The organism is Tepidibacter sp. (genome assembly GCF_025210165.1).
Classification (GTDB): Bacteria; Bacillota; Clostridia; order Peptostreptococcales; family Peptostreptococcaceae; genus Tepidibacter_A.
The window spans coordinates 40,074-66,977 of the sequence record NZ_JAOASI010000079.1 but is presented as its reverse complement, the minus strand read 5'-3'; the positions used below and the strand labels follow the sequence as shown (position 1 = coordinate 66,977).

The following is a 26,904-nucleotide window of genomic DNA, read 5'->3' as shown; positions in this document are numbered from 1 at the left end:
TATTTAAAAGTCGCTCAAAAATATTAAAAATCAGTATTAGGATACAATAGGATAAGATTATGTGGTTATTATAGCAAGGAGGATACACCTGTTCCCATTCCGAACACAGAAGTTAAGCTCCTTAGCGCCGATGGTACTTGGAGGGCAGCCTCCTGGGAGAGTAGGACGTAGCCACGTAATCTTTTTTATATCTTACTTTATATTTATATAGTTGTAATCGAAAAGATGGTTATTTAAATACCGTGAATGCATTAAATAGATTTATAAAACTAAATGTTGTATCTTATTAAATATACTAAAACTTCTTAAACTCCCTTACGGTCAGACATAAGAAGTTTTTTAACGTATATTCAAGCGATACAACATAAGTTTTATTGAAATCTATTTAAAAGATTCACTAACATTTAAATAACCATCTTTTTTAGTATGTGAATATATCAATAGAGTTAATTCTCTAAAAAGATTACGTAAGCACTGGAAGTGTTAAAATAAAAAAGATAAAATTTATGCTATAATTTAATATATGGTGCTATGTGTGGAGGATTATAAATGAAGTTTATATGTGTATTAAAAAAAATAGATAATTTCCTAAAAAATTTACATGTTATATTGTTTATATTGGCTATGTTAATCATAAATTATTGTATAGTGAGAATGAATTTATTTAGTTTTTTACCAGATAATAATGGAGCTAGACATATATTTAGATCTAAATATAATGAATTTTTAGAGGGCGTAATTATAGCGCCTTTTTTTGAAACCCTGATTTATCAAAAAGTTATAATATCATTGTGCTGTATGTGGGATGAACTTAGAAAAAGAAAATATTTAATAGTCATTATATCGTCCTTTATGTTTTCTTTAAATCATATATATAGTCCTAGATATGCTGTGGAAACATTTTTTTCTGGAGGTATTGTATTTGCATATTCATATTTAGCTTATAAGGATAGAAGTAAATATAGTTTTTGGGTAGTATTTTCAATTCATGCTTTGTGGAATCTATTTGTAATGATATTTAATTCATAGATTAAAGAGCTATCTCAAAATTACTTTGAGATAGCTCTTTGATTTGAACTAGTAGAACATAGAGAATATATAAGAGAATAGAGCTACTCTAAAGAATAAGCTTGAAGCAGATGTTACAATACCTATGCCTACTGCCCAATAGCCAAGTGTCTTAGAACCTGAATATATAGATACTATACCAAGTATTATACCGATGATTCCAAATGTTACTGGATACGTAAATAAAGATACTATGGAAGATAAAATAGCTAAATATCCGATAACACTTACATTAGAATTTTCTTTTTTATCACCTTTGGTAAAAAATCTATCGCCTGCTGTTAATTCTGGTGCATATTCTGTTTTATCGCGATTATCAATTTGGCTATCATGTTTATTAATACCTTTATTTTTTTTGCTCACAAAATCACATCCTTTATATATATTTAATATTATTGTTTTCAATTTTTAAAATAATAATTATATTTTTTATGGATATTAAGTAAAAATTTTACTATAATATCAAGTATTTATCAAACCTATATATAAATGTATATTTTTTTGATATAATAATACTATAGTTAATGTAGAAAGGATGATTGATTTAATGATAAATCCAAATCAAGTAGCTAAAGAGATATTGAGTTCTGATTATTTTAAAAATGCTAGAAAAAATGCTCAGATTTATTCAAAAGATATTAATAAAATAGAAGAGATACTTTTACAGGTAGATTATAAATTGAGTAATATAAAATTTGATGAAAATGAAAAAAAGCTAGTTGAATTTGCAAACAATATGAAGAAACTATATAATTTGGTCAAATCATATTATCAAGAGGAATATAAATGTATAGATATAGAATCTATAGAATGGGCTATAGTGGCTATTAATTATTTTATAAGTCCTGTTGATTTTATACCGGATTCAATGGGTAATGTGGGGTATATAGATGATATGATAGTAATGTATTTTGTATTGAGTAATATACAATCTGAATTAGACAAATTCTTAATATGGGAAAAAAATAAAGAAAAAATCTTTGCTCTATAGAGCAAAGATTTTTTTTGAATATCTACAAAAGACTTCTTCGATTTTGCATTTTAATCTATTTAATGTATAATGGTATGTAAAATGTGCATAATATCCATTAAATTATAAAATGTTAAGGAGTTTATTTATGAATATGGATGATATGTATCTTTTGTTATCTCATATAAAAGGTATAGGTTATAAAACTATACAAAAAATAGATGATTATTTTACTGATATTCAAGATTTTGATGTTGTAACTGATGAAGAAATATATAAAATACCAAATATAAGTTTAAAAATAAAGAAAAATATAGTAAACTATAGAAGTTCGACTTATTTAGATGAAATAAAGGAAAATCTAAGGAAACATCAAATGAATTACATAACAATAAATAATTCTGATTATCCGAAACGATTAAAACATATATATGATCCACCTCATATACTTTATTTTAAGGGAAATAAGGATTTGTTAAATGAGTTTTGTATAGCTATGGTAGGATCGAGAAAGCCTACAAATTATGGAGTGTTTTGTGCAAATAAAATCAGTAAGGAACTATCATCACTTGGAATTAATATAATAAGTGGTATGGCAGTAGGAATAGACTATTATAGTCATTTAGGGTGCTTAAATGGTAATTCAAAAACTATAGCAGTATTAGGATCTTCTATAGATAAGCCTTATCCAAAGCAGAATATAAATCTTATGAACAATATAATTCAAAGTGGCGGGATTGTATTAAGTGAATATCCACCTGGAACGGATGCTAGACCAGGGTATTTTCCTATGAGAAATAGAATAATTAGTGGTATATCTGATGGGGTTTTAATAGTTGAAGCAAGTGAGAAAAGTGGATCTTTAATAACTATGAACTATGCTCTAGATCATGGAAAAAATGTTTTTGCTGTTCCTGGAAATATAAATTCTTCTATGAGCAAAGGAAGTAATCAAATAATAAAAGAAGGTGCCAAACTAGTTTCGAGTGTAGAAGATATATTAGAGGAATATGATATTATTTACAATCAAAATCTAAAAAAAGAAAATGAGTATCAAATGGATTTGTCTAATGATGAGAAAAAAATAATTACAATATTAAATAACAAGGGATTATTACACGTGGATTTTATTTGTGAGTATACTAAACTTAATATAAAAGATATATTAGGAATTTTGAATATTTTAGAAATAAAGGGTATAGTAACTGAGTTAGGAAATAAAATATATAGTATAAAATAAATTTGGGGGGTGCAATTAATGGCAAAGAACTTAGTTATAGTTGAATCACCAGCTAAGGCTAAAACTATAGGCAAATTTTTAGGTAGAAATTATACAGTTAAAGCATCCGTTGGACATGTTAGGGATTTACCTAAAAGTAAATTAGGCGTAGATATAGAAAATAATTTTGAACCATATTATATTAATATAAGAGGAAAAGGTCCTGTTATTAATGAGTTAAAGAAGGAAGCTAAAAAAGCTGAAAAAGTTTTTCTGGCTACTGACCCCGATAGAGAGGGTGAAGCAATATCTTGGCACTTAGCTCATATTTTAAAGTTAGAAGAATCTTGTGATTGTAGAATAGAATTTAATGAAATAACAAAAGAAGCTATAAAAAAAGCTATAAAAAATCCACGAGAGATAGATGAAAAGGTTGTAGATGCTCAACAAGCTAGAAGAGTATTAGACAGATTGTTAGGATATAAGATAAGCCCTCTTTTATGGCAAAAGATAAGAAAAGGTCTTAGTGCGGGAAGAGTACAATCTGTTGCTACTAAAATAATATGCGATAGGGAAAGAGAAATAAATGAGTTTGAACCAGAAGAATATTGGACTATAGATTTATTATCTGAAATAGAAAAAAAGCAAGTTGAATTTAAATTTTATGGAAAATCAGATAAAAAAATAGACTTAAAAAATAAAGAAGAAGTAGATGCGATATTAAATGATATATCTAATAAGGATTTGACTATAGAAAATATAGAAATCAAGGAAAGACGCAAATCTGCTCCTAGGGCATTCACAACAAGTGCACTGCAGCAAGAGGCTGCTAATAAATTAGGATTTTCTACAAAGAAAACTATGATAGTGGCACAGCAGTTATATGAAGGTATTGAAATTAAAGGTCAAGGAACAGTAGGTCTAATATCTTATATAAGAACGGATTCATCTAGAATATCAGATGAAGCACTTGGAAAAGGAAAAGATTACATCTTAGAAAATTTAGGCCAAAATTATTACAAGGGATTTGAAAATAAGAATAAAAAAGGGAAAAAAGTACAAGATGCTCATGAAGCAATTAGACCTACAGGTATAGATAGAACACCTGAAATTATCAAAGAATCTTTGAGTAACGAACAATATAAGCTATATAACCTTATATGGACAAGGTTTATATCAAGTTTAATGAAAGATGCAGTATATGAGAGTTATAATGTAAAAGCTAAAATTGGGGATTATATATTTAAAACAACAGGTCATAAGCTTAAGTTTGATGGTTATTTAAAAATATATACATTCTCAAATAAAGAAGATAAGTTAATACCTAAAATAGAAGAGGGTATGAAGGTTAAGGTAGACAATATAAATCCAAAGCAACACTTCACACAGCCACCTGCAAGATATACGGAGGCAAGTTTAGTCAAAATTTTAGAAGAGTTAGGAATAGGAAGACCTAGTACATATGCTCCTACAATTGGAACTATACTTGCAAGAGAATATGTAGAAAAAAAAGGAAATAGCTTATGTTTAACTGAACTAGGACTTTTAGTTAATGAAATAATGGAAGAAAATTTCCAAAAATTTATAGATCTAGATTTTACTGCTGATATGGAGAATAAACTTGACTTGGTTGAAGAAGGAGATATACCTTGGAAGGATGTAGTAAAAGAAGTATATAAACCACTAGAAGAAGCTATAGAAATAGCACAAGAAAAGATAGAGAAAATAACTATAGAACAAGAAACAGATGAAATATGTGAAAAATGTGGATCTAACATGGTTGTAAAATATGGTAGATTTGGAAAATTCTTAGCTTGTAAAAACTATCCAGATTGTAAAACTACAAAACCTCTTTTGAATAAAGCAGGTGTCAAATGTCCTAAATGTAAAGAAGGAGAAATAATAATTAGAAAAAGTAAAAAAGGAAGGATATTTTATGGATGTGATAAATATCCTGAATGCGACTTTATTTCATGGAATAAACCTACTGGGGAAATTTGCGAAAAATGTGGTGAATATTTAGTTCACAAGGAAACAAAAAAAGAGAAAAAAATAGTATGCTCAAATAAAGAATGTGATTATGAAAAAAAGTCGAAAATTAGCTAAAAAATATTGATTAATTTTAAAAATTATGATAACATTTCAAATGTGTCGTGTATTGTATATAATGTGGAAAATTACAAAGATTCTAAAAATTTTCAATTCCATAGATTAATGTATACAGTTTGAATAGGAGGATATTAATGGCTAGTGAATTACTTAATAAGACTAGAAAAATAAATAAAATACTACAAAAATCAGGTACAGAACCTGTTTCTTTTCCCCAGTTATGTGAGATATTAAGTGAGGTTTTAAATACTAACACATATATAATAAGTGGAAAAGGTAAAATATTAGGAGCTCATTTAACAGATATTAAAGGAAGTCTTATTATATCTGATGAAGAGACTGGGGACCAAAAATTACCAGAGGAATATACAAATAACATAATGAAGGTGACGGATACTGTTGAGAATATAACTGGAGATAAATTCTTAGAGATATTTAAGAATGATATAGAGGGTTCTGGTAAGTTTACAACTATAGTTCCTATTATGGGTAGTGGACAAAGAGTAGGAAGTTTATTACTTGCTAGGTTTGATAGTGAGTTTACGGACGAAGATATAGTACTTGCTGAGTATAGTGCTACAGTTGTATGCTTAGAAATTCTTAGAGCTAAATCTGAAGAAATGGAAGAAGAAATGAGAAAAAAAGCTGTAGTTCAAATGGCTATAGGCACTCTTTCTTATTCAGAGCTTGAAGCTGTTGAGCACATATTCAACGAGCTTGATGGAATGGAAGGATTACTGGTTGCTAGTAAAATAGCAGATAGAGTAGGAATAACTAGATCTGTTATAGTTAATGCATTAAGAAAGTTCGAAAGTGCAGGAGTTATAGAGTCTAGATCATTAGGTATGAAGGGAACTCATATAAGAATACTGAACCCTAAATTACTAGATGAGTTGAATAAAATTAAAAAGTAGTATTGATTTAAAGTCCTATATTGTTTATAGCACAAATGTTATAAATAATATCAGGGCTTTTTAATTCTTTAAGGAGAGTGGGGGTATGAAGCCATTAGCTGATAGGATAAGGCCTAAAGAAATAAATGATATAGTGGGTCAAAGACATTTGATAGGGAAAAATAAAATATTAAGTCGAATACTAGAAAATGGATATATAACTAATATGATATTTTATGGACCTCCTGGAGTAGGAAAAACTACTGTTGCTAATATAATTGCCAATAAAACTAATAAAAAGTTTTACAAAATAAATGCTACAAATTCTTCTTTAGAAGATATTAAAAAAATTATAAGAGATTTAGATAGTTTAGAATGTATAAATGGAATTTTACTTTATTTAGACGAGATCCAAAATTTCAACAAAAAACAACAGCAATCCTTACTAGAATTTATGGAAAATGGGCAAATAACATTAATTGCAAGTACCACAGAAAATCCATATCACTATATTTACAAGGCTATAATAAGTAGATCGACTATATTTGAATTTAAGAATATACAAAAAAATGATATAATAGATGGAATTAAAAGGGCTATATATATTACAAAAAAAGATTTATTTGATATAAATATAGTATTTGATGAAAATGCAATTGAGTATATAGCAAGTGTGAGTGGTGGAGACTTAAGAAGAGCTATTAATAGTATTGAACTTTGTATTTATTCAACTAATCCAAATGAAAATGGAGAAATAAATGTAAATATGAATAGGGCCAAGGAATGCACTCAAAAAAGTATTTTAAATTATGATAAATCAGGAGATAGTCATTATGATATATTAAGTGCATTTCAAAAGTCTATTAGAGGAAGTGATCCTGATGCGAGCATACATTATTTAGCAAGGCTTATAAAGGCAGGAGATCTTATAAGTATATGCAGAAGGCTACTAGTTATTGCTAGTGAAGATATAGGTCTGGCTTACCCAAATGCTATTACAATAGTAAAATCATGTGTAGATAGTGCTAATCAATTAGGGTTTCCAGAAGCGAGAATGCCACTTGCTCAGGCTACGTTATTACTTGCAACTTCTCCTAAATCAAATTCTGCTTATAAAGCTATAGATAAGGCTCTTTATGATTTAGATACAATAGATGTTGGGCAAATACCCAATAATATTAAAGACGCTCATTATAGTGGAGCTAAGAAGTTAGGAAGAGGGATAGATTACAAATACCCTTATGATTATAAGAATAATTATGTAGACCAACAATATTTACCTGATAATATAAAGAAATCCATATATTATGAGCCTTGTGATAACAAGATGGAGAGAAATATAGAAAGGTATCTAAAATTTATAAGGGAAAATTAAGAGGTTTTGTATGTGTATAAAAACATACAAAACCTTATTTTACACTTTAGACGAATTTTAGCATCTATGGATAGTATTTTTATCTTCGTATTTATCTATATAATGCTGCTTGTTATTAACTATTTTATATAAAGCTTTTATCAATACATCTATTTCATTAAAATCATTATATATACCAAAGCTTATTCTAACCATTCCAGGTTTTGGAGAGTTAGGCATTAGCATTTTTTCCTTTATTAACTCTTTTGGTACTTGAAGTAGGTTTTGAATATAAGGCTGAGCACAAAAACATCCATTTCTAACTCCTATTCCGTATTCTAAAGATAGTATTTTTGCTACTGATTCGTGAGAAATCCCTTCAATATTAAATGGAATAATACTGGTCCTATCTTTTATATTGTTGCAGTCTCCATAAATTTTGATATCAGGTATATTTTTCATATGATTTATAGCATAATGTAATAAATTATCCTCGTATTTTTCAAGGTTTTTCATATTCATTAGGGATAAGGTCTTGATTGCTCTTGTAAGGGCTATAACACCCATTAAATTAGGGGTCCCCGCTTCGTCCTTATCTGGAGGATCAGCCCACATAACAGTATCATGAGTGACAATCTGAACTGTTCCACCTCCTACATAGTCAGGGTCATTTTTTTTGAATGTAGATTTTGGTCCTATTAATACCCCGATTCCAAAGGGAGCATACATTTTATGTGCAGAAAAAACTAAATAGTCTATATGGTCTGGTGAATTAACATTTTTCATGTTAGCTTTTGTATGAGGAACTAGTTGAGCTCCATCTACTAGTATTTTTGAATTGTATTTGTGAGCTATTTTAGCTATTTTGTGTATTGGGTTTTTATATCCAGTTACATTAGATACACCTGTGACTGTTACAAGTTTAACATCTCCATCGTATTTAATCAATTTTTCTTCTAAATCATCTAAGTCAAGTCTTCCTAAATCATCTATTTTCACATAATCAATAGTACCCTTTCTCCAAGGTAAATCATTAGAATGATGCTCCATACAAGTTGATAAAACAACAGAGTTAGGGTTTTCTTTATAAAGTATATTAGAAAGCATATTTATAGCTTCTGTAGCATTTTTCACATATATAATCTCTTTATTATTGATATCTGCTCCTACAAAATTAGCAATTATTTCTCTAGATTCATCATATAAATCAGAAGAAAACTGAGATTTATATCCCTTGCCTCGATGAATTGATGAATACCAGTTTGAAAAAGAAAGTATTTCTTTAAGAACAGATACAAAAGATGGAGTTGTAGCTGCGTTATCAAAGTTTATATAATTAACCATTTTTTTATTTTCAAGAGGAACTTTAGTATTAACTCCTGCAACTAAAAATCTATATTTATTAAACATTAAATTATTCACCTACTTTAAAGAATAAGTATTTACAATTAACGTATGTAAAAATTAATTTAAAGGTGAATGAATAATTAGATTAATAAATTGCAAAATAAGAATGTAGTAAAAGATTGACAATTTATTTAGTTAAGAATATAATAAAATAAATTAATAAAATAAAGTGTGAACAACAAAAAAATTAATTAAATAAAGTTAAAACAGTTATAATATAAATTAATATTATAGTAATATGAGGTTAAATTAAAAAAATACTAAAAGTATAGAAAAACACGAATGATATATGTTAATATAAAGATATAATTCGAAGAAAGAGGGGTTAGATATGGTTAAGAAATTTAAAAAAGTATTGGTAGCTAATAGAGGAGAAATAGCAATAAGAATATTTAGAGCATGTTCAGAATTAGGAATTAGGACTGTAGGGATATACTCAAAGGAAGATAAGTATAGTCTTTTTAGAAGTAAATCAGATGAATCATACCTAGTAGGAGAAGATAAGGGACCTATTGAAGCTTATCTAGATATGGAATCTATAATTCATATAGCAAAGAAGAAGCATGTAGACGCTATACATCCTGGATATGGATTCTTATCAGAAAATGCAGAATTTGCTAGAATGTGTAGAGAGAATGGTATTGAATTTATAGGACCATCTCCTGAGGTTATGGATAGAATGGGAGATAAAATAAACTCTAAAAAGGTTGCTAAAGAAGCAAATGTACCTACAATACCTGGAGTTGACCATTCTATACAAACTGCAGAAGAAGCAAAAGTAATAGCAAAACAAATAGGATATCCTATTATGCTTAAAGCTTCTAACGGTGGTGGCGGAAGAGGTATGAGAGTAATAGAAAAAGAAGAAGATTTAGTTTTAGAATTTGATAGAGCTGTTAGTGAATCTAAAAAAGCATTTGGGAAGGCTTGTATATTTATAGAAAAGTACTTGAAAAAACCAAAACATATAGAGGTTCAAATACTTGGAGACAAGCATGGTAATATAGTTCATCTTTATGAAAGAGATTGTTCTGTTCAAAGAAGACATCAAAAGATAATAGAATTTGCTCCGGCATTTGGACTTAGCCAAGATGTTAGAGATAGAATATGTGAAGATGCTCTAAAGCTTGCAAATCATGTAGGGTATCATAGTGCAGGAACTCTTGAGTTCTTAGTTGATGCTGATGAAAACTATTATTTTATAGAAATGAATCCTAGAATACAGGTTGAACATACTGTATCTGAAATGGTAACTGGAATTGATATAGTTCAAAGTCAAATACTTGTAGCTCAAGGTTATAAATTAGATAGTGAAGAAATAAACATAAAGTCTCAAGATGATATAAAGGTAAACGGATATTCAATACAGTGTAGAATAACTACAGAAGATCCTAAAAACAACTTTATGCCAGATACAGGTAAAATACATGTTTATAGAACAGGATCAGGATTTGGTATAAGACTTGATGGAGGAAATGGATTTACAGGGTCTGAAATAACGCCTCATTATGATAGTTTATTAGTTAAGACTATATCTTGGGATAGAACATTTAAAAACTCTATAAGAAAAATGCTAAGATCTATAAAGGAGATTAGAATAAGAGGGGTTAAGACTAATATAGGATTTTTGGTAAATGTATTAAATCACTCTGATTTTGTAGAAGGTAAGTGTGATACTAAGTTTGTTGATGAAACAGAAGAATTATTTGATATAAAAGAAAGTAAAAACAGAGGAACAAAGCTTTTACAATTCATAGGTAATGTAACAATTAATGAAGCTAAAGAAGCTAAGCAAGACTTTGATATGCCAAAAGCACCTAAGATAGATGAATCTATAGTAATGGAAGGTTCTAGAGATTTATTTAAAAAGCTTGGAACTAAAAAGTTTATGGAGTATGTTAAGGATGAGAAGAAGCTACTTATAACTGATACTACTATGAGAGATGCTCATCAATCATTATTTGCTACTAGAGTTAGAACTAACGATTTGTTAAAAGTATCAAAAGCAGTAAGCCATAATATGAATGATTTATTCTCTCTTGAGATGTGGGGAGGAGCAACTTATGATGTTGCATATAGATTCCTTAAGGAGTCACCGTGGCTAAGACTTGAAAAGCTTAGAGAAAATATACCTAATGTAATGTTCCAAATGCTTCTTAGAGCTTCTAATGCTGTTGGATATAAAAACTACCCAGATAACGTATTAAAAGAGTTTATTAAAGAATCATCAAATAAAGGAATAGATATATTTAGAATATTTGATAGCTTAAACTGGATTGAGAACATGAGACTTCCTATATACGAAGCTTTAAATACAGGAAGTTTAGTAGAAGGTACAATATGCTATAGTGGAGATATATTAGATTCTACTAAACTTAAGTATACTACTAAATATTATGTAAATATGGCTAAAGAACTTCAAAAAATGGGAGTTCATATGATAGCTATAAAAGATATGGCAGGACTTTTAAAGCCATATGCAGCATACGAACTTGTAAAGGCATTAAAGGAAGAAGTAGAAATTCCAATTCATCTTCATACTCATGATACTAGTGGAAATGGATTATCAACACTTTTAATGGCATCACAGGCTGGAGTTGATATAGTAGATACTGCTGTTGAATCTATGGCAGGACTTACAAGTCAACCATCAATGAATAGCTTAATAGAAGCATTAAGAAATACAAATAGAGATACTAAAATAAATCTTGAAGGAATACATGAAATAGGAGAATACTATAGAGAACTTAGAAAGGTATATTCTAAATTTGAAAGTGACTTAAAAACATCATCAGCAGAAATATACAAATATGAAATACCTGGAGGACAATATACTAACTTAAAGCCACAAGTTGAAAGCTTAGGACTTGGAAATAAGTTTAAAGAAGTAAAAGATAATTATAAAGAAGCTAATGAAATATTAGGAGATATAATAAAAGTTACACCTTCATCAAAAGTAGTTGGAGATTTATCTATATTCATGACTAAAAATAATCTTACTAAAGAAAACATAGTTACAAAAGGAGAAGAAGTTTCATTCCCGGATTCTGTAGTAGATTACTTTAAAGGAATGATAGGTCAACCAGAAGGTGGATTCCCTAAGGATTTACAAAAGGTTGTTTTAAAAGGAGAAGAGCCTATTGATGTAAGACCTGGAGAGCTTTTAGAAGATGTAAACTTTGATGAAATTAAGAAAATGTTAGACGAGAAATTCCATATGAATACTAATATGAGAAATATAATAAGCTATTGTCTATATCCTAAAGTATATGAAGAGTACTTATCTCATCTTAATGAGTATAATGATGTATCAAAGCTTGAGAGTGATGTATTCTTCCACGGACTTAATAAAGGAGAAGAATGTGAAGTAGAAATAGAGCCAGGTAAGGTTCTTACTATAAAACTAGTAGAAATAGCAGACGCTAAAGAAGACGGAAAGAGAACTCTTACATTTGAATTAAATGGTATGAGAAGAGAAGTTGAAATAGAAGATAAGAACTTTGCTATGAATGTAAAAACAGTTCTTAAAGCTGACCTTAACAACAAGATGGAAGTTGGAGCAAGCATTCCTGGAAAAGTTGTAAAGGTATTGGTTAAAGAAGGAGACGAAGTTAAAGAAAACCAACCTGTTATAATAATAGAAGCTATGAAGATGGAGACGACTATAGTTTCTAGAACTAATGGAGTTATAGATAAGGTTTATGTAAAGGAAGCTGATGTAGTTTCTGATAGAGAATTATTAATATCTATGAAATAATATAAAAAGAATCCTCAATTTGTGAGGATTCTTTTTATACACAACATTTTCTGATACAAATCTTAACAATATCCTTTTCCACAAAATTATAAGCTAAAGGCTCGTGTGTAATAGGATGCGTTCCAAAATTTTGAGTATGAGCAAAAACTTCACATAATATAGTTGAACCTACAATTCTAAATTCGTCACCTTCATTAGCATCTTCTCGGTCAATCATACACTCAAAAGGAACATCATCTACAATTTCTTTTTCCTCCTCAATGCCATTATCTAAAGCCGCAATATAGCTAATAGTTCGGCGAATAAAACCACTGATAACAACACTCTCAGGGCATACTTTTTCAATTTCAGCATAAACTGAGTTTTTATGAACAATAGGTAAATCTCTTAGAGCAGGTGGAACTAATTGAGTACTTCCCTCCACAATAACTTGGCAACAAGACTGCGGATTAGCTTCATTTTTATTACAAGAGGTAACTATAAGAGGTCTCATCATTTCATTATCCTCATGGTCTAAAATATGACAATGCCATACATATCCAGGACCAAATGTAGGGTCAAATGGAAATAAATTTACCCCTGGCTTAACTTTGTTAGGACTAGCATCCTGTGGTGCAAATCTAAGCTTAAGTCTAGTTACTTGTCCTGGTAGCATTATAACAGTATCTTTCCATCCACGCTCATTTAAAGGTGGATCAATAGGGTTACCTTCCAGGAATGGATCAACTGGTAATGGTATTGTTGGATGGTTAAGAGGAGGTTCACCATTGAGTCTAGTCCATTCTTCGCGATATGCTACATTATCAAAGTTCTGCTGATTTTTAACCTGGAATTGTATCAAGTGTATGTGGATTGGATGTGCACCATTAGTTAGATTCACAATTTCCCACTCAACCGTTGATCCCACTATAGGCAATTCTGAAATAGGGGAACCCCATGTCTGTCCATCCAGCAGTACCTCAAGTGCGCCTCCAGGTCCTCGTACCACATTTAGGGTTAAGATTTTTTTTGGCACATCTGGAGTCAGTACAGGTATTTTATTCAACTTTGCAGGAAGTTTATTTGGTGGTACTACAGCTGTATCAAGTACAGTGAACTGCATAATTTGCCCAACTGTCTCAGGATCTGGTACTCTACCATTTGGGAAAGGTGCATTAGCATCATTAGTCATAATAATAGTTGTTTCTGGCTCTAACATAGAAAAATCAATTAAGATATCAGCGCGCTCTCCTGGTGCAATTAGTAGTTCAGTCAACGTTACTGGAAAAGGTAGAAATCCTCCATCAGAACCAATTTGAATAAAAGACTGTTCATTTGAAAGTTTCAGGTTATAGGTTCTGGTATTTGACCCGTTAAGAAGTCTAAATCGGTATTGTCTTCTTTCTACATTCAAATTAGGCCATACCCTTCCATTTACCATAATAGTATTACCTATAAATGCAGGTCTCCAATAAGGATGAACATCAGGATTGACACCATTGCTAGGAAATAATAATGATCCATCCTCATTAAATGAACGATCCTGGATAACTATAGGAATTTCATATGGACCATTTGGAAGAAGTGGAGATATTTTATTATTTGGGTCTCTTAACAAATAAAACCCTGAAAGGCCTGCATATGCTCCAAGTCGTGTAGTTCCTAGGGCATGATCATGATACCAAAGGGTAGTTGGCTCTTGTGTGTTAGGATAGGTATAACGTGATTTTAAAAATGCTGGCCCCTTTTTTTCTTCTCCTGTTGTAAACCAGGCATCTGGACCACCATCAGAATCAGATCTAACCTCTGCACCATGTAAATGTGTAACAAGAGGAACTGGGCTCTGCGCTAAAGTATATCCAGGTGGAAATGGTAGAAATGGTGGTGTAGGTGTTGGTATATTATTGGGGTTTGCCCAATGTAGTGTAGGGTCTACTGCAAATAAATTTGGTTCAGTAATATTATTTACCCACTGTACATTGGCAGGGATTCCTCGAACAGTTTCAAAGGTGGCCCCTGGAGTACCACGAAAACAAGAAATTTCACCTGTACATGGATCTTCAACATTACCTTCATATCCCCAAACTGTTGTCTGAGGGAACGGAGTAGGAAGAATCTGCTGCATAAATTCACTCATACTAATTGTATAGTTATAACTGAGTTCTTCACCTGTAATTGGATCTTTTACAATAGCAGGTTTGAATACCGGAGGAATAGTTAATTGGTTGACATATTTAGGTATGCATTTTGAATCTAGTGGTTTTGTCATATCTACATTCTCCTTTTTTATAAAGATTATTTTCTCTATTTATATTTTATGAAACTGGGATGAAACCGTGATTAAATCTTTAGAAAAATTTGATAAGTCAAGGATTTTTTTGTTTTCAAATATATAATAAGAAGATTGATATTAGAATGGGCTATGGTATTTTTTCCTATTAAGTATGCTATAATAAATAAATAACCTTAAACTAGAGGAGAGAAATATATGAAAAAATTACCTATAGGAATAAGTGATTTTAAAGAATTAATAACCGATAATTATTACTATGTAGATAAAAGTTTATTCATAAAAGAAATAGTAGATGATGGATCTAAAGTTATATTGATTCCAAGACCTAGACGTTTTGGTAAAACTCTTAATATGAGTATACTTAAATACTTTTTTGAAAAGACAGAGGAAGATAATAAATATTTATTTGAAAATTTAAAAATAAATAAGTTCAAAGAGATTATGAATATTCAAGGAAAGTATCCAGTAATATATATAACATTTAAAGATATAAAATTTTCAAATTGGGAAGACTGTAATAACGGGATTAAAAGACTTATAGGCTCATTATATGAAAAGCATAGTTACCTTGTAAAAGAAGAATTTTTAAGTGAATTACAAAAAAAATATTTTAATAAAGTATTAAACAGGGATGTTGACATGGTTGATCTTTATCAAAGTTTAAAAATGTTAACACAATATTTATACGAATATCACAATGAAAATACTATAGTATTAATTGATGAATATGATGTACCTATTCAAAGTGGGTATTTAGATAATTATTATGACAAAATAATTGAATTTATGAGAATATTTTTAAGTAGTGCTCTTAAAGATAATGAATACTTAAAAAGAGGAGTATTAACTGGAATATTAAGAATTGCAAAGGAGAGCATATTCTCAGGTCTTAACAACAACTTGCATGTATGTACAATACTTAAAAATCATTATACTAAACATTTTGGCTTTTCAGAAGAGGAAGTTAAAGATATACTGAAGTATTATGATATAGAGTACAAAATAGATGATATAAAAAAATGGTACAATGGATATATTTTTGGTGATAATGTAATATATAATCCGTGGTCTATACTTAATTATGTAAAAAATCATAAGGATGGATTTAGGCCTTATTGGATAAATACAAGCAGTAATGATCTAGTAAAAATAGTATTAACAAAAGCAGGAGAAACGGTAAAAAAAGAACTTGAAGATTTGATACAAGAAAAGACTATTGTAAAGCAAATCAACGAAGATATAGTAATGAAGGATATAGAAAATGGAGCAGAGAATGTATGGAGTTTTTTATTATTTAGTGGATATTTAAAGGTTATAAATGAAGATTTAAGAATGGGAAGAAGTTTTTGTACATTAGAAATACCAAATCTAGAAGTAAAATATCTATATGAAGAAATAATAATGTCTTGGTTTAAAGAAAGTATAAACAATGAAAAATTTAACTATATGTTAAAAAGTCTGATAACAGGTGATATAGAAATATTTGAAGAAATACTCAGCGAATATTTGATAAAGAGTGCAAGCTATTTTGATATAGAAGAGAATGAAAAATTTTATCATGCATTTGTACTTGGAATTTTAGTTGCTTTAAATGAAGAGTATGAAGTGAAATCAAATAGAGAAAGTGGATATGGAAGATATGATATAATGGTCATTCCAAAAGATAAAAATAAACTTGGAGTAATAATAGAATTCAAAAAAGTGAGTAAGAGAAGAAAAGAAACTTTAGAAATAGCAGTTGATAAAGCTATAACTCAGATAAAAGATAGAAATTATAGACAAGAATTATTAGAAAGAGGAATAAATAATATAATAGAGCTTGGAATTGCCTTTGAAGGAAAAGAAGTTTTAGTAAAACAAGTGAATTAATATAATTAATTGAAATCTGCCAAAACTTATATGATGATATGGCAGATTTTATTAATATTGTAGATTGGGATAAAAAGAAAGGTGGGGTAAAATGAATAAAAGAAATAGATGTGTATATTTTATTTTTATAATTATAGTAATAATTATGGGATTATTATCTAGAAAATTAGACAATATGCAAGAATTTATTAAAAACTATCTTCCTGATACTTTATGGGGACTGATGGTGTTTTTTATGATGGGATTTATATTTAACAAATCTAGTTCATTAAAGATTGTTATATATTCTTTAATGTTTAGCTACTGTATAGAAATAAGTCAACTATATCATGGTGAGTTTATAGATAGTATAAGAAGAACTACAATGGGGGGATTAGTTTTGGGGTTTGGATTTTTGTGGTCGGATTTAGTTTGCTATAGTGTAGGGATTTTGATTGGATATTTATTAGATATTTATTATAGAAATTTAACAAAAAATTAGATTAAAACTCTAAATATGTTGTAAAATATCCTACTATTGATATAATTAATGGGTAATATAATACATTAGAGAGGTACAAAATATGAAAAATACTTATATGATAAATAATTATAAAAATATTGCTAATAAGTTCTGTGAAGAAGGAAACTTTATAAAAGCTATAAATTTTTACAATAAAGCTTATAATTTAGAAGGTGGAAGTGAGGATATAGATCTACTTTTAGATATGGCTCTTGCATACGATGATATGGGAAACTATGATTTTGCATATCAAAAATATGAAGAAGTTTTAAATATAGATGAAAATGAAGCTAGAGCTTATTTTGGGCTTGGAGCTTTATATGATAATAAGCAGGAGTATACAACTTCTATTAAACATTATGAAAAAGCTGTTGAGATTGATGATGAATACGATAGAGCTTATTTTTTCTTGGCTACTGCTTATGATGAGATAGGAAATAGAGAATTAGCTATAAAAAACTATAAAAAAGCTATAGAGCTTAATCAGGATGATTTTTGGGCATATACTAACTTAGGATCACTATATGAAGAAATAAATGAAAATGAACTAGCTTATGAAATGACAAAAGAAGCCTTAGGAATTATTTCTAACCATTTCACAGCACTTTTCAATATGGCAGTAATACTTAAAAAGCTAGGAAGAGAAGAAGAAGCTATAAAGTATTATGAAATGAGTATACAAAGAGATAAAGAAAATCCGTATTCTTACTTAAATTTAAGTATAATATATAAAGGAGAGCAAAAATATAAAAAAGCTTGTGAAGTTATAAGTGAGGGAATAAAAAATAGCCCTGAAACTTCAGTTTTATATTATAATAGAGCGTGTTTTTATGTTAAGCTTGGAATGAATGAATTAGCTCTTAAGGATTTGATAAAGGCAATTAAGCTTAGCGAGAGACTTCTTGAGTATGCAAATGAAGATGAAGAACTAGCTCCTATTAGAGAAATGAAAGCATATAAAATAATGTTTTCTACACAAGAAGAATTGGCAGGTGATAGATATGACACAAAATAAATTTTTACCTATTAACAAGCAAGATATGATAGATAGAGGATGGGAACAATTAGATTTTATAATAGTAACAGGGGATGCGTATGTTGATCACCACAGCTTTGGTACTGCTATAATATCTAGAGTTCTAGAAGATGCAGGATATAAGGTTGGAATAATAGCTCAGCCTGACTGGAAGAGTACTAAGGATTTTGAAAAGCTAGGAAGACCACGTCTTGGGTTCTTGGTTAATGCAGGAAATATGGACTCTATGGTAAACCACTACACAGTTAGCAAGAGAGTAAGAGAAAAGGATTTTTATTCTCCTGGCGGGAAGATGGGGCTTAGACCTGATAGAGCTACTATTGTTTATTGTAATAAAATACGAGAAGTATATAAAGATATACCTATAATTATAGGTGGAGTTGAGGCAAGCCTTAGAAGGTTTGCTCATTATGATTATTGGGAAAATAAAGTAAGAAAATCAATGCTTGTAGATAGTGGAGCTGATATGCTTATATATGGTATGGGAGAGCGACCTGTTGTTGAGCTTGCCAATAATTTAAATGATGGATTTGACATAAAGTATATAAGACATATAGATGGAACTTGCTATATAGTAGACGATAAGGAAGAACTGTATGAAGATTATATAGAAGTTCCATCCTTTAAAGATGTATTTAAAGATAAAATACAATACGCAAAAGCATTTAAAATTCAATACGAAGCTCAAGATCCTGTAATAGGAACTATGATTGTACAAAAGCATGCTAATAAGTATCTAGTTCAAAATAAACCTCAAATGCCTTTATCAAGAGAAGAGCTTGATAAGGTGTATAATCTACCTTATCAGAAAAATTACCATCCTATATATGAAAAGCAAGGTGGAATCGCTGCCATTGAAGAGGTTAAATTCAGTATAGTAAGTTCTAGAGGTTGCTTTGGAAGCTGTTCTTTTTGTGCTATAACTTTCCATCAAGGAAGAATAGTTCAAAGTAGAAGTGAAGAAGCTATAATAAAAGAAGCTAAAGAGATAACTAATTATAAAGACTTTAAAGGATATATCCATGATGTTGGTGGACCTACTGCAAACTTTAGAAAGCCAGCTTGTCAAAAACAGTTAAAGTCAGGTGCTTGTAAGAATAAACAATGTTTATCACCAAATCCGTGTAAACAAATGGATGTTGACCATAGTGAATATTTAAATCTTCTTAGAAAGCTTAGAAAGTTACCTAATATTAAAAAAGTATTCGTAAGATCAGGTCTTAGATATGATTATATAATGGCTGATAAAAGTGATAAATTCTTTAGAGAACTTGTAGAACATCATGTTAGTGGGCAGCTAAAAGTGGCTCCTGAGCATATATCTCCTAAGGTTCTTAAGTATATGGGAAAACCAGCAGGAAAAACTTATGATAAATTCAGAGAAAAATTCTATAAAATAAATGATCAATTAGGAAAGAAGCAATTTATTATACCTTACTTAATGTCAAGCCATCCAGGAAGTACACTTGATACTGCGATTGAGCTTGCTGAGTATTTAAGAGATATTAGATATCAACCAGAACAGGTTCAGGATTTTTATCCAACGCCTGGAACATTATCTACTACTATGTTTTATACAGGACTTGATCCTTTGACTATGAAAGAGGTATATATACCAAAGTCTAAGAGTGAGAAAGCTATGCAAAGAGCTCTTCTTCAATATAGAAATCCTAGAAATTACGATTTAGTTTATGAAGCCTTGATGAGGTCAGGAAGGGAAGATCTTATTGGATTTGGACCTAAGTGCTTGATAAAGCCTAGAGGTGCTAGAGGAAAAGAAGACTACAGGAAATTTAATAAAAAAAGTAGTGGTAAAAATAAGGGTAAGAATAATAAAAGATCGAATGATAAATTTAAAGGTAAATTTAATGATAAAGCAAATAAATCTAGAGGAAGAAAGAAAAAAGGATAACTTAAAGAGAATTTGTTCGCCTAAAATATATTGACATACAATATTTATAATGTTATGATATGTATGCTAAAATCAAACTTTAATGCTAGTCCAGAGAGACTAGGAAGGTTGTGAATATGGATAAATAATAAATATACATTTAACTGTGTATTTGTATAATTGTGTCTGTAATTATGCCTTTCTATATAGAAAGGCATTTTTTGAATAAAATTAATAGATATATTTTATAGAAGTTAATAAGGCATGTGAAAAAAATAAATAAGTCAGGTTACGAAGTAATTTTAATTATTTTCTAGGCACTCAATCACGAGCATACTCACTGTATGTAAGTGATTGAGTAACGACGAAAAGAAGCAAAAGGACGAGTAAGATGACTAGTTTATTTTTTGAATATGCCTAAGAGGGAGTGTATAGAAAGATGATTAAATTTAGAACTATAAAAGGTGCAATGCTGAGTATAATTATTCCTTTAATCAGTATAGCTATGCTTGCATTAGGATTACTGGGCTATTGTTATTCTAAATCTATAATAAATAATGAAATAGGCAAAAAGATGGATTATCATTTAAATTATGCTATAGAGGGTATTGAAAAAAGATTATCTAAGCATAATCAATTATTACTGGGATTATCAAAGTCTGTAGAAGCGAGCATTGAAACTGGAAAAGAAGAAACGTATTTTTCTATGGTTAAAAAAATTGCTTCTACAAATGAAGAAACCTTGGGTTGCGGTGTTTGGCTAGAACCGTACATATTAAATAAGAGCGAAAAATACTTTGGACCATATGCATATAAAGATAATGGAAAAATTAGTATTACAATGGATTATAGTAATGAGGAATATAATTATTTTCAATATGGATGGTATAAAAATGTAAAAAATATAGAGAATACTTCTATTTGGTCAACTCCGTACTACGATGAAACAACGGATATTACAATGATTACAACTTCAGCACCTCTTTATAATAATGATAAGTTTATAGGAGCTGTTACAGCAGATATAGACATAGGAACTATTCAAAAATTAATTCAGAATACACAAGTAGGAAAAAGCGGAAGAGCATTTTTACTTAGCGAGGATGGAACATATATAGCAGATAATGATAAGAAAAAAGTTCTAAATGTAAATATTTTAAATGATTCTAATAAAAGCCTTGCAAGTATTGGAGAAAAAATAATTCAAAACGAAAGAGGAAGCTATACATATAAGGATGAAAATGGACAAAATATCATATACTATAAAAAAATTCCACAAACAAATTGGATTGTTGCATTGACTATTCCAAAAAACGAGTTATATTCATCTTTAAACGATTTATTAAAAAAGATACTGATTACAATAGTAATAACTCTACTTATTATAAGTAGCTGCATATTGAATCATGCAAATCGTTTAACTAAAAATATATCTAAATTAAAAGAAAATGCACTAAATATAGCAGAAGGGGATTTTACTGTTGAATCAGATATTAAATTAAAGGATGAGATTGGACAATTATCAAATAGCTTTAATTCAATGACACAAAATGTTAAGACTTTATTATTAGAAGTAAAGGAAGTTAGTGATGATGTATCATTTTCTGCGAATAATCTAGCTGCAATATCTGAAGAGACAAGTGCTTTGGCAGATGGAATATCAAGAGCTGTTGAAGAAATAGCAGTAGGAGCAGTTGAACAGGCACAGGATGCAACAGATGGAACAAAGCTTTCTTCTAATTTAGATGACAAGTTCACACAATTAACAATTAATAGTAAAGATATGTATAAAAAAGCAAATAGCGTGAGAGAAATAAATAAATTAGGTGTAGAATCAGTTGAAGAGTTAAGACAGAATACAAATTTAAACAATAAATCTATTGATGATATTGAATCTGCAATAAAGCAATTAAGCATAAAGTCAAATAATATTGGAGATATACTTCAAACAATAAAATCTATATCAGAGCAAACAAACTTGTTAGCACTTAATGCATCAATAGAAGCAGCTAGAGCTGGAGAATCAGGAAGAGGATTCGCAGTAGTTGCTGATGAAATTAGAAATCTTGCAGAAGGGTCTAATCAGGCAACAGATAAAATAAAAGGAATTGTAGACTCTATTTTGCAGGAAAGTAATAATACAGTGAAAATTATGGAGAAAGTAAAAAGTATATCATCAGAACAGACAAAATCTGTAAAAAATGTAGATGAATCTTTTGAGAAAACATCAGATGAGATAAAAAATATTGTAATGTATATAGAGAATATAAATGAATTTATTAACAACATGACTACTGATAAGGATAATATTGTAGAATCTATACATAATATTTCATCAGTTTCAGAAGAAACAGTAGCTTCATCTGAAGAAGTAAGTGCATCTGTAGAGCAGCAGTCTTTAGCAATTGAAGAGGTAGCAAAAAGTGCAGAAAAGCTTACAGATTTATCTTTAAAGTTAAATAATCAGATAGATAAATTTAAAATATAGTGTATAAAAATATGAAGAAGCCATCAAGCTAATAATATTAGACTGGTGGCTTTTAATCAGTTGACATACTAATAGTTGAAAACTATAATTAGATAGTAAAACTACATATAACAAAAGGAGAATTTTATGAAAAATAAAAAGAAGACAACAAAAACAGTAGTACTTGTTATGCTAATTATGATACTTAGCAGGCTACTGGGATTTGTACGTGAAGTTATAATGACTAATAAATTTGGTAGAGGAATAGAAACTGATGCATTCTTTGCTGCATTTACTATTCCTGATATGATGTATTATCTTTTAATAGGAGGAGCTTTAAGTTCTGCATTTATACCTGTATTTACTAGCTATTTATCAAAGGGAGATGAAGAAGAAGCGTGGAGGGTTGCTTCTACTTTTATAAATATAACTGTTCTACTCTTGATTGTTTTATCTATTTTAGGTATGACCTTTGCTGAATATTTAGTTCCGCTTGTAGCTTATAATTTCAAAGGAGAACAGTTAGATCTTACTATAGAGCTTACAAGATTTATGTTTCCAGCTGTAACCTTTACTGCTCTTGCTGGTCTTGAAACGGGAGTATTAAATTCTTATAAGATATTCAATGCTCCATCAATAGGACCTATATTATATAATTTTGGAATTATATTTGGGACAATATTCTTGTCGTCTAGATTTGGAATAAAGGGGATGGCTATAGGGGTTGTTATAGGTGCTGTATCAAATGCTTTATACCAATTCGTATTTGTATCTAAAAGAGCTAAACACTATAAATTTATATTTGATTTAAAGCATCCTGGTGTTAGAAAGATATTCAAGTTAATACTTCCAGCAATGATTGGTTTATCTGTTACTCAAATAAATCTTGTGGTAAACCAAAATATAGCCTCAGCTTTTGATAAGGGTAGTATAACTGCTCTAAGGCTTGCAAATAGGATAATGCAGCTTCCCCTTGGGATTTTTGCTATGAGTATATCAACGGTTATATTCCCAACTATAACTTCTCAAATAGCAAAGGGAGAGATAGAGGATTTTAGAGATACTTTTGCTATGGGAATGAGAAATATATTCTTTGTTACTATACCATCAGCTGTAGGACTTATGACTTTGGGGGTACCTTTGATAAGATTATTGTTTGTAAGAGGTGCTTTTAAGGAAGATGATGCTATGGTAACTGCTAGTATACTTGTTTTTTATACATTGGGACTAGCTTTTCAAGGAGGAGTACAGCTTTTAATGAGGGGGTTTTATGCAAATCATGATACTAAAACTCCTGTTAAGATAAGCTTTATGGCTATGTTTGGAAATATAGTATTAAGCTTAGTTTTAGCTTATTATACACCTTTAAAGGTAAATGGATTGGCACTTGCATATTCTATAACAAGCTTTATAAATATGAGTATGCTATTTAAGACATTAGGCAAAAAAATGAACGGAATAAATTCAAAGGAAATAGTCAATTCCTTCTTCAAATCTACAATTGCAGCAGTTGTTATGGGTGTGGTTATTGTTATGTTAAATATGATGTTTAGTAGATATTTTGATGTTAATGATAAGACTATACAGATAATTCAAGTAACAGTTGATACGTTAATTGGAGCTGGAGTATTCTTTGTGGTTGCTAATATTTTAAATATGCAAGAGGTAAGTGATATTAAAGAGATAATTAAGAGAAAAAGAGGAAGAAGATAAAAAGGTATGTGCTTAAGCGCAAAATAAAGGGTACAGATTAATATTTTGATACCCTTTATTTTTTATGTGGTTGTTAAATTTTAAGCTTGCAAAATATGTCTAATGTATAATATTATAAGAATATATTGGTAAATAATATAATTATATGTAAAAATAGATATATATTTGGGAGGGATAGGTTTGGGGAAAAGCAATTTTACTTTTTTAGAATGTAAATGGTCAGTTCTTAGCGATTTAGGAGAACTTGATAAAAAAAATAAATTTAAATGTGATTTTGTATACCCACACAAATCAAATTTATGGTGCGTTGAGTCACCAATAATTGCCATTAAAACTTTAGATAAATCTGCTTTTGTACATAAAGGTAGTGGAATACCAAAAAATATAAGAGGATTTTTTGAAATACAGAACTTAAATAAGGGAGAAAAGAAAGGCATTATATTAATTTATAAAATATAGAGTATAGAGCTAATCTTGAATTAGAAAATCTAGATAGTCCAAGGAGTAGAATGATTTGGTATCAAGATTTTTCTAATCAAATACAGAATGAATATCCTAAATATTACAATATATTAAATGAAGGTATTAAAATAGATAAAGAAAAATTACCAAAACTAAAGTTTGAAAAAATACATAGCACTAAATATAAAGTTTACTTTATGGATATAGATAATAGTGATCAAGTTAAAGAAAGTAGTATAGAATATAATATAAATATTAAAGAGGATATAGAGTCAAATATAGTGAAAGAAACAGAAAAAGAACAAGTAATTAAAATAAGAATAGGTCAAAGCGAGTTTAGAAATAAACTTATTAAAAAGGATTGTAGATGTAAAATTTGTGGATTACAAGATGGTAGGTTCCTTATTGCAAGCCACATAAAACAATGGATCGAATCAAGTAATAAAGAAAGATTAGATGTATATAATGGATTTTTATTATGTCCACAGCATGATGCTTTATTTGATAAAGGATATATCACATTTGATGAAGTAGGAAAAATAATTATATCAAATGTATTAGATAGAAAAACTAGAAAAATTTTAAATGTACATGAGAATATAAGAATAGACATTGCAGAGAATCATAAAAAATATATACAATGGCATAGAGAAAATAGATTTGAAAAATAAAATTAATAGGTATACGGTATAAAATATCATGTGTATCTACTCATATTATGTTCGCCAAGAATTGCACTAATTAATAGTACAACTAATGACAAATACAGAAAGAATAATAGGGAATTTTTGAAAAATTTAACAAAGTAAATATTTACAGAAGAGAAAATATATGATATAGTATCCATGAATTTAATATAAAAAGACATGAGGAATGGAGAGTCGTACAAATAGACCTATGCAAATGGGTTTGATTTTATACGCTTTTTTTTATGTCACCAATATCTATTTAAGGGGCTAAAATTATGGTGACTATCCTAGGAGAGGATGTATATGAATTATCAATTGTATGAGAAAATAGAAGCAAATCCTGTTATTGCAGCAGTAAATAGTATGTAAAAACTTGATTTAGCTATTCAACTTCCTCGTGAAATCGTTTTTTGATACAAAATAAAATATATTTTTTTAGGAGGATAAGAAATTGATTAAAAATTTTGCACATAGAGGTTTTAGCGGAAAATATCCTGAAAATACAATGCTTGCTTTTGAAAAAGCAATAGAAATTGGTGCGGATGGTGTTGAATTAGATGTTCAATTGACAAAAGATGAACAAGTAGTCATCATTCACGATGAAACTGTTAACAGAACAACTGGAGGAGAAGGACGAGTACAAGATTATACATATGAAGAACTTTCAAAATTAGATGCTTCATATATATATACTGGAAAATATGGAATTAATAAAATACCTACTTTAAGAGAATACTGTGAATTTGTAAAAGATAAAGATATTGTTACAAATATAGAATTAAAAACGGGTATTTTTGAATATTTAGGAATAGAAGAAAAAGTATGGGATCTTATAAAGGAGTATAAGCTAGAGGAAAAGGTTATCATCTCAAGCTTTAACCATTTCAGCATACTTAGAATGAAGAAGATAGCTCCAAATTTAAAGTATGGTCTGCTTAGTGAAACTTGGCTAATAGATGCTGGAAAATATACTCATAATATGGGTGTTCAGTGTTATCATCCTCTATTTAGAAATCTTACGAATGAAGTAGTAAAGGAAATAAAGCAGTATGGAATTGAAATAAACACTTATACAGTGAATACTGAAGAAGATGTAAGAAATCTGATTAACAAGGGAATCGATATAGTAATAGGAAATTTCCCAGACATGGTAAATAAAGTTAGACAGGCCTAATGAGTGAATCATTTTTAATGAAAAACCAAGGGTTTAAGTTTAATAACGAAAA

19 protein-coding genes and 1 rRNA gene are annotated in these 26,904 nt (G+C 29.3%); 17 read left to right on the top strand and 3 right to left on the bottom strand.

What is annotated here, in order from left to right; all coding sequences use genetic code 11:
* The first annotated feature begins 60 nt into the window (after positions 1-60).
* A 5S ribosomal RNA gene (rrf, locus tag N4A48_RS13725) occupies positions 61-177 on the top strand.
* Positions 178-549: 372 nt separating this feature from the next.
* Positions 550-1,029, top strand: coding sequence for a CPBP family intramembrane glutamic endopeptidase (locus N4A48_RS13720; protein ID WP_293666867.1), 480 nt, complete (start codon positions 550-552; stop codon positions 1,027-1,029).
* 48 nt (positions 1,030-1,077) lie between these two features.
* Here N4A48_RS13720 and N4A48_RS13715 read toward each other — a convergent pair whose 3' ends face one another.
* Entirely contained in the window at positions 1,078-1,431 is a 354-nt protein-coding gene (locus N4A48_RS13715) for a hypothetical protein (protein ID WP_293666865.1), read from the bottom strand.
* A 172-nt stretch (positions 1,432-1,603) separates the two neighbouring features.
* Here N4A48_RS13715 and N4A48_RS13710 point away from each other — a divergent pair, with 172 nt between their 5' ends.
* From N4A48_RS13710 to N4A48_RS13690, 5 genes are all read left to right on the top strand, one after another.
* A complete protein-coding gene (locus tag N4A48_RS13710; RefSeq protein ID WP_293666863.1) occupies positions 1,604-2,059 on the top strand; it encodes a YkvA family protein in 456 nt (151 codons plus the stop codon).
* Positions 2,060-2,186: 127 nt separating this feature from the next.
* On the top strand, positions 2,187-3,278 hold the full coding sequence (gene dprA / locus N4A48_RS13705) for a DNA-processing protein DprA (protein WP_293666861.1): 1,092 nt from the start codon (positions 2,187-2,189) through the stop codon (positions 3,276-3,278).
* 18 nt (positions 3,279-3,296) lie between these two features.
* Positions 3,297-5,363, top strand: a complete 2,067-nt coding sequence (gene topA / locus N4A48_RS13700; RefSeq protein WP_293666859.1) for a type I DNA topoisomerase — start codon at positions 3,297-3,299, stop codon at positions 5,361-5,363.
* Positions 5,364-5,500: 137 nt separating this feature from the next.
* Complete coding sequence (gene codY, locus N4A48_RS13695) at positions 5,501-6,280, top strand: GTP-sensing pleiotropic transcriptional regulator CodY (protein ID WP_293666857.1); 780 nt, start codon at positions 5,501-5,503, stop codon at positions 6,278-6,280.
* Positions 6,281-6,365: 85 nt separating this feature from the next.
* Complete coding sequence (locus tag N4A48_RS13690) at positions 6,366-7,634, top strand: replication-associated recombination protein A (protein ID WP_293666856.1); 1,269 nt, start codon at positions 6,366-6,368, stop codon at positions 7,632-7,634.
* A 57-nt stretch (positions 7,635-7,691) separates the two neighbouring features.
* On the opposite strand, the gene N4A48_RS13685 is transcribed toward N4A48_RS13690, so the two are convergent.
* Entirely contained in the window at positions 7,692-9,023 is a 1,332-nt protein-coding gene (locus tag N4A48_RS13685) for an aminotransferase class V-fold PLP-dependent enzyme (protein ID WP_293666855.1), read from the bottom strand.
* A 328-nt stretch (positions 9,024-9,351) separates the two neighbouring features.
* On the opposite strand from N4A48_RS13685, the gene N4A48_RS13680 reads away from it, so the two are divergent.
* Positions 9,352-12,777 (top strand): pyruvate carboxylase, encoded by a 3,426-nt coding sequence (locus N4A48_RS13680; protein ID WP_293666854.1) that lies wholly within the window; start codon positions 9,352-9,354, stop codon positions 12,775-12,777.
* A gap of 34 nt (positions 12,778-12,811) precedes the next feature.
* Here N4A48_RS13680 and N4A48_RS13675 read toward each other — a convergent pair whose 3' ends face one another.
* Positions 12,812-15,025 carry a multicopper oxidase family protein gene (locus N4A48_RS13675; protein ID WP_330665139.1) on the bottom strand — a complete coding sequence of 738 codons (2,214 nt, stop codon included), beginning with the start codon at positions 15,023-15,025 and terminating at the stop codon, positions 12,812-12,814.
* Positions 15,026-15,244: 219 nt separating this feature from the next.
* On the opposite strand from N4A48_RS13675, the gene N4A48_RS13670 reads away from it, so the two are divergent.
* The 9 genes from N4A48_RS13670 (at position 15,245) to N4A48_RS13630 (ending at position 26,852) form a co-directional block, all read left to right on the top strand.
* Positions 15,245-16,918, top strand: coding sequence for an AAA family ATPase (locus N4A48_RS13670; RefSeq protein ID WP_293666853.1), 1,674 nt, complete (start codon positions 15,245-15,247; stop codon positions 16,916-16,918).
* 91 nt (positions 16,919-17,009) lie between these two features.
* Positions 17,010-17,399: a ribosomal maturation YjgA family protein gene (locus tag N4A48_RS13665; RefSeq protein ID WP_293666852.1), complete on the top strand. Its 390-nt coding sequence runs from the start codon at positions 17,010-17,012 to the stop codon at positions 17,397-17,399.
* Positions 17,400-17,481: 82 nt separating this feature from the next.
* Positions 17,482-18,435 carry a tetratricopeptide repeat protein gene (locus N4A48_RS13660; protein ID WP_293666850.1) on the top strand — a complete coding sequence of 318 codons (954 nt, stop codon included), beginning with the start codon at positions 17,482-17,484 and terminating at the stop codon, positions 18,433-18,435.
* Positions 18,422-20,368 (top strand): YgiQ family radical SAM protein, encoded by a 1,947-nt coding sequence (locus N4A48_RS13655; RefSeq protein ID WP_293666848.1) that lies wholly within the window; start codon positions 18,422-18,424, stop codon positions 20,366-20,368. The genes N4A48_RS13660 and N4A48_RS13655 overlap by 14 nt, the downstream gene beginning before the upstream one ends.
* Positions 20,369-20,786: 418 nt before the next feature.
* Positions 20,787-22,835, top strand: coding sequence for a methyl-accepting chemotaxis protein (locus tag N4A48_RS13650; protein WP_293666846.1), 2,049 nt, complete (start codon positions 20,787-20,789; stop codon positions 22,833-22,835).
* Between the two features lie 126 nt (positions 22,836-22,961).
* The gene (gene murJ, locus N4A48_RS13645) at positions 22,962-24,527 is read left to right on the top strand and encodes a murein biosynthesis integral membrane protein MurJ (RefSeq protein WP_293666844.1); all 1,566 of its coding nucleotides are present in this window, start codon (positions 22,962-22,964) and stop codon (positions 24,525-24,527) included.
* A 180-nt stretch (positions 24,528-24,707) separates the two neighbouring features.
* Positions 24,708-24,986, top strand: a complete 279-nt coding sequence (locus N4A48_RS13640) for a hypothetical protein (protein ID WP_293666842.1) — start codon at positions 24,708-24,710, stop codon at positions 24,984-24,986.
* Between the two features lie 50 nt (positions 24,987-25,036).
* Positions 25,037-25,660, top strand: coding sequence for an HNH endonuclease (locus N4A48_RS13635; protein WP_293666840.1), 624 nt, complete (start codon positions 25,037-25,039; stop codon positions 25,658-25,660).
* 469 nt (positions 25,661-26,129) lie between these two features.
* A complete protein-coding gene (locus tag N4A48_RS13630; protein WP_293666838.1) occupies positions 26,130-26,852 on the top strand; it encodes a glycerophosphodiester phosphodiesterase in 723 nt (240 codons plus the stop codon).
* Positions 26,853-26,904 lie beyond the last annotated feature (52 nt).

What these genes read in the sequence shown, in the direction of transcription:
- N4A48_RS13720 (WP_293666867.1), top strand. Translation starts at nt 550, where the DNA reads ATGAAGTTTATATGTGTATTAAAAAAAATAGATAATTTCCTAAAAAAT.
- N4A48_RS13710 (WP_293666863.1), top strand. Translation starts at nt 1,604, where the DNA reads ATGATTGATTTAATGATAAATCCAAATCAAGTAGCTAAAGAGATATTG.
- dprA (WP_293666861.1), top strand. Translation starts at nt 2,187, where the DNA reads ATGAATATGGATGATATGTATCTTTTGTTATCTCATATAAAAGGTATA.
- topA (WP_293666859.1), top strand. Translation starts at nt 3,297, where the DNA reads ATGGCAAAGAACTTAGTTATAGTTGAATCACCAGCTAAGGCTAAAACT.
- codY (WP_293666857.1), top strand. Translation starts at nt 5,501, where the DNA reads ATGGCTAGTGAATTACTTAATAAGACTAGAAAAATAAATAAAATACTA.
- N4A48_RS13690 (WP_293666856.1), top strand. Translation starts at nt 6,366, where the DNA reads ATGAAGCCATTAGCTGATAGGATAAGGCCTAAAGAAATAAATGATATA.
- N4A48_RS13685 (WP_293666855.1), bottom strand. Translation starts at nt 9,023, where the DNA reads ATGTTTAATAAATATAGATTTTTAGTTGCAGGAGTTAATACTAAAGTT.
- N4A48_RS13680 (WP_293666854.1), top strand. Translation starts at nt 9,352, where the DNA reads ATGGTTAAGAAATTTAAAAAAGTATTGGTAGCTAATAGAGGAGAAATA.
- N4A48_RS13675 (WP_330665139.1), bottom strand. Translation starts at nt 15,025, where the DNA reads ATGACAAAACCACTAGATTCAAAATGCATACCTAAATATGTCAACCAA.
- N4A48_RS13670 (WP_293666853.1), top strand. Translation starts at nt 15,245, where the DNA reads ATGAAAAAATTACCTATAGGAATAAGTGATTTTAAAGAATTAATAACC.
- N4A48_RS13665 (WP_293666852.1), top strand. Translation starts at nt 17,010, where the DNA reads ATGAATAAAAGAAATAGATGTGTATATTTTATTTTTATAATTATAGTA.
- N4A48_RS13660 (WP_293666850.1), top strand. Translation starts at nt 17,482, where the DNA reads ATGAAAAATACTTATATGATAAATAATTATAAAAATATTGCTAATAAG.
- N4A48_RS13655 (WP_293666848.1), top strand. Translation starts at nt 18,422, where the DNA reads ATGACACAAAATAAATTTTTACCTATTAACAAGCAAGATATGATAGAT.
- N4A48_RS13650 (WP_293666846.1), top strand. Translation starts at nt 20,787, where the DNA reads ATGATTAAATTTAGAACTATAAAAGGTGCAATGCTGAGTATAATTATT.
- murJ (WP_293666844.1), top strand. Translation starts at nt 22,962, where the DNA reads ATGAAAAATAAAAAGAAGACAACAAAAACAGTAGTACTTGTTATGCTA.
- N4A48_RS13635 (WP_293666840.1), top strand. Translation starts at nt 25,037, where the DNA reads ATGATTTGGTATCAAGATTTTTCTAATCAAATACAGAATGAATATCCT.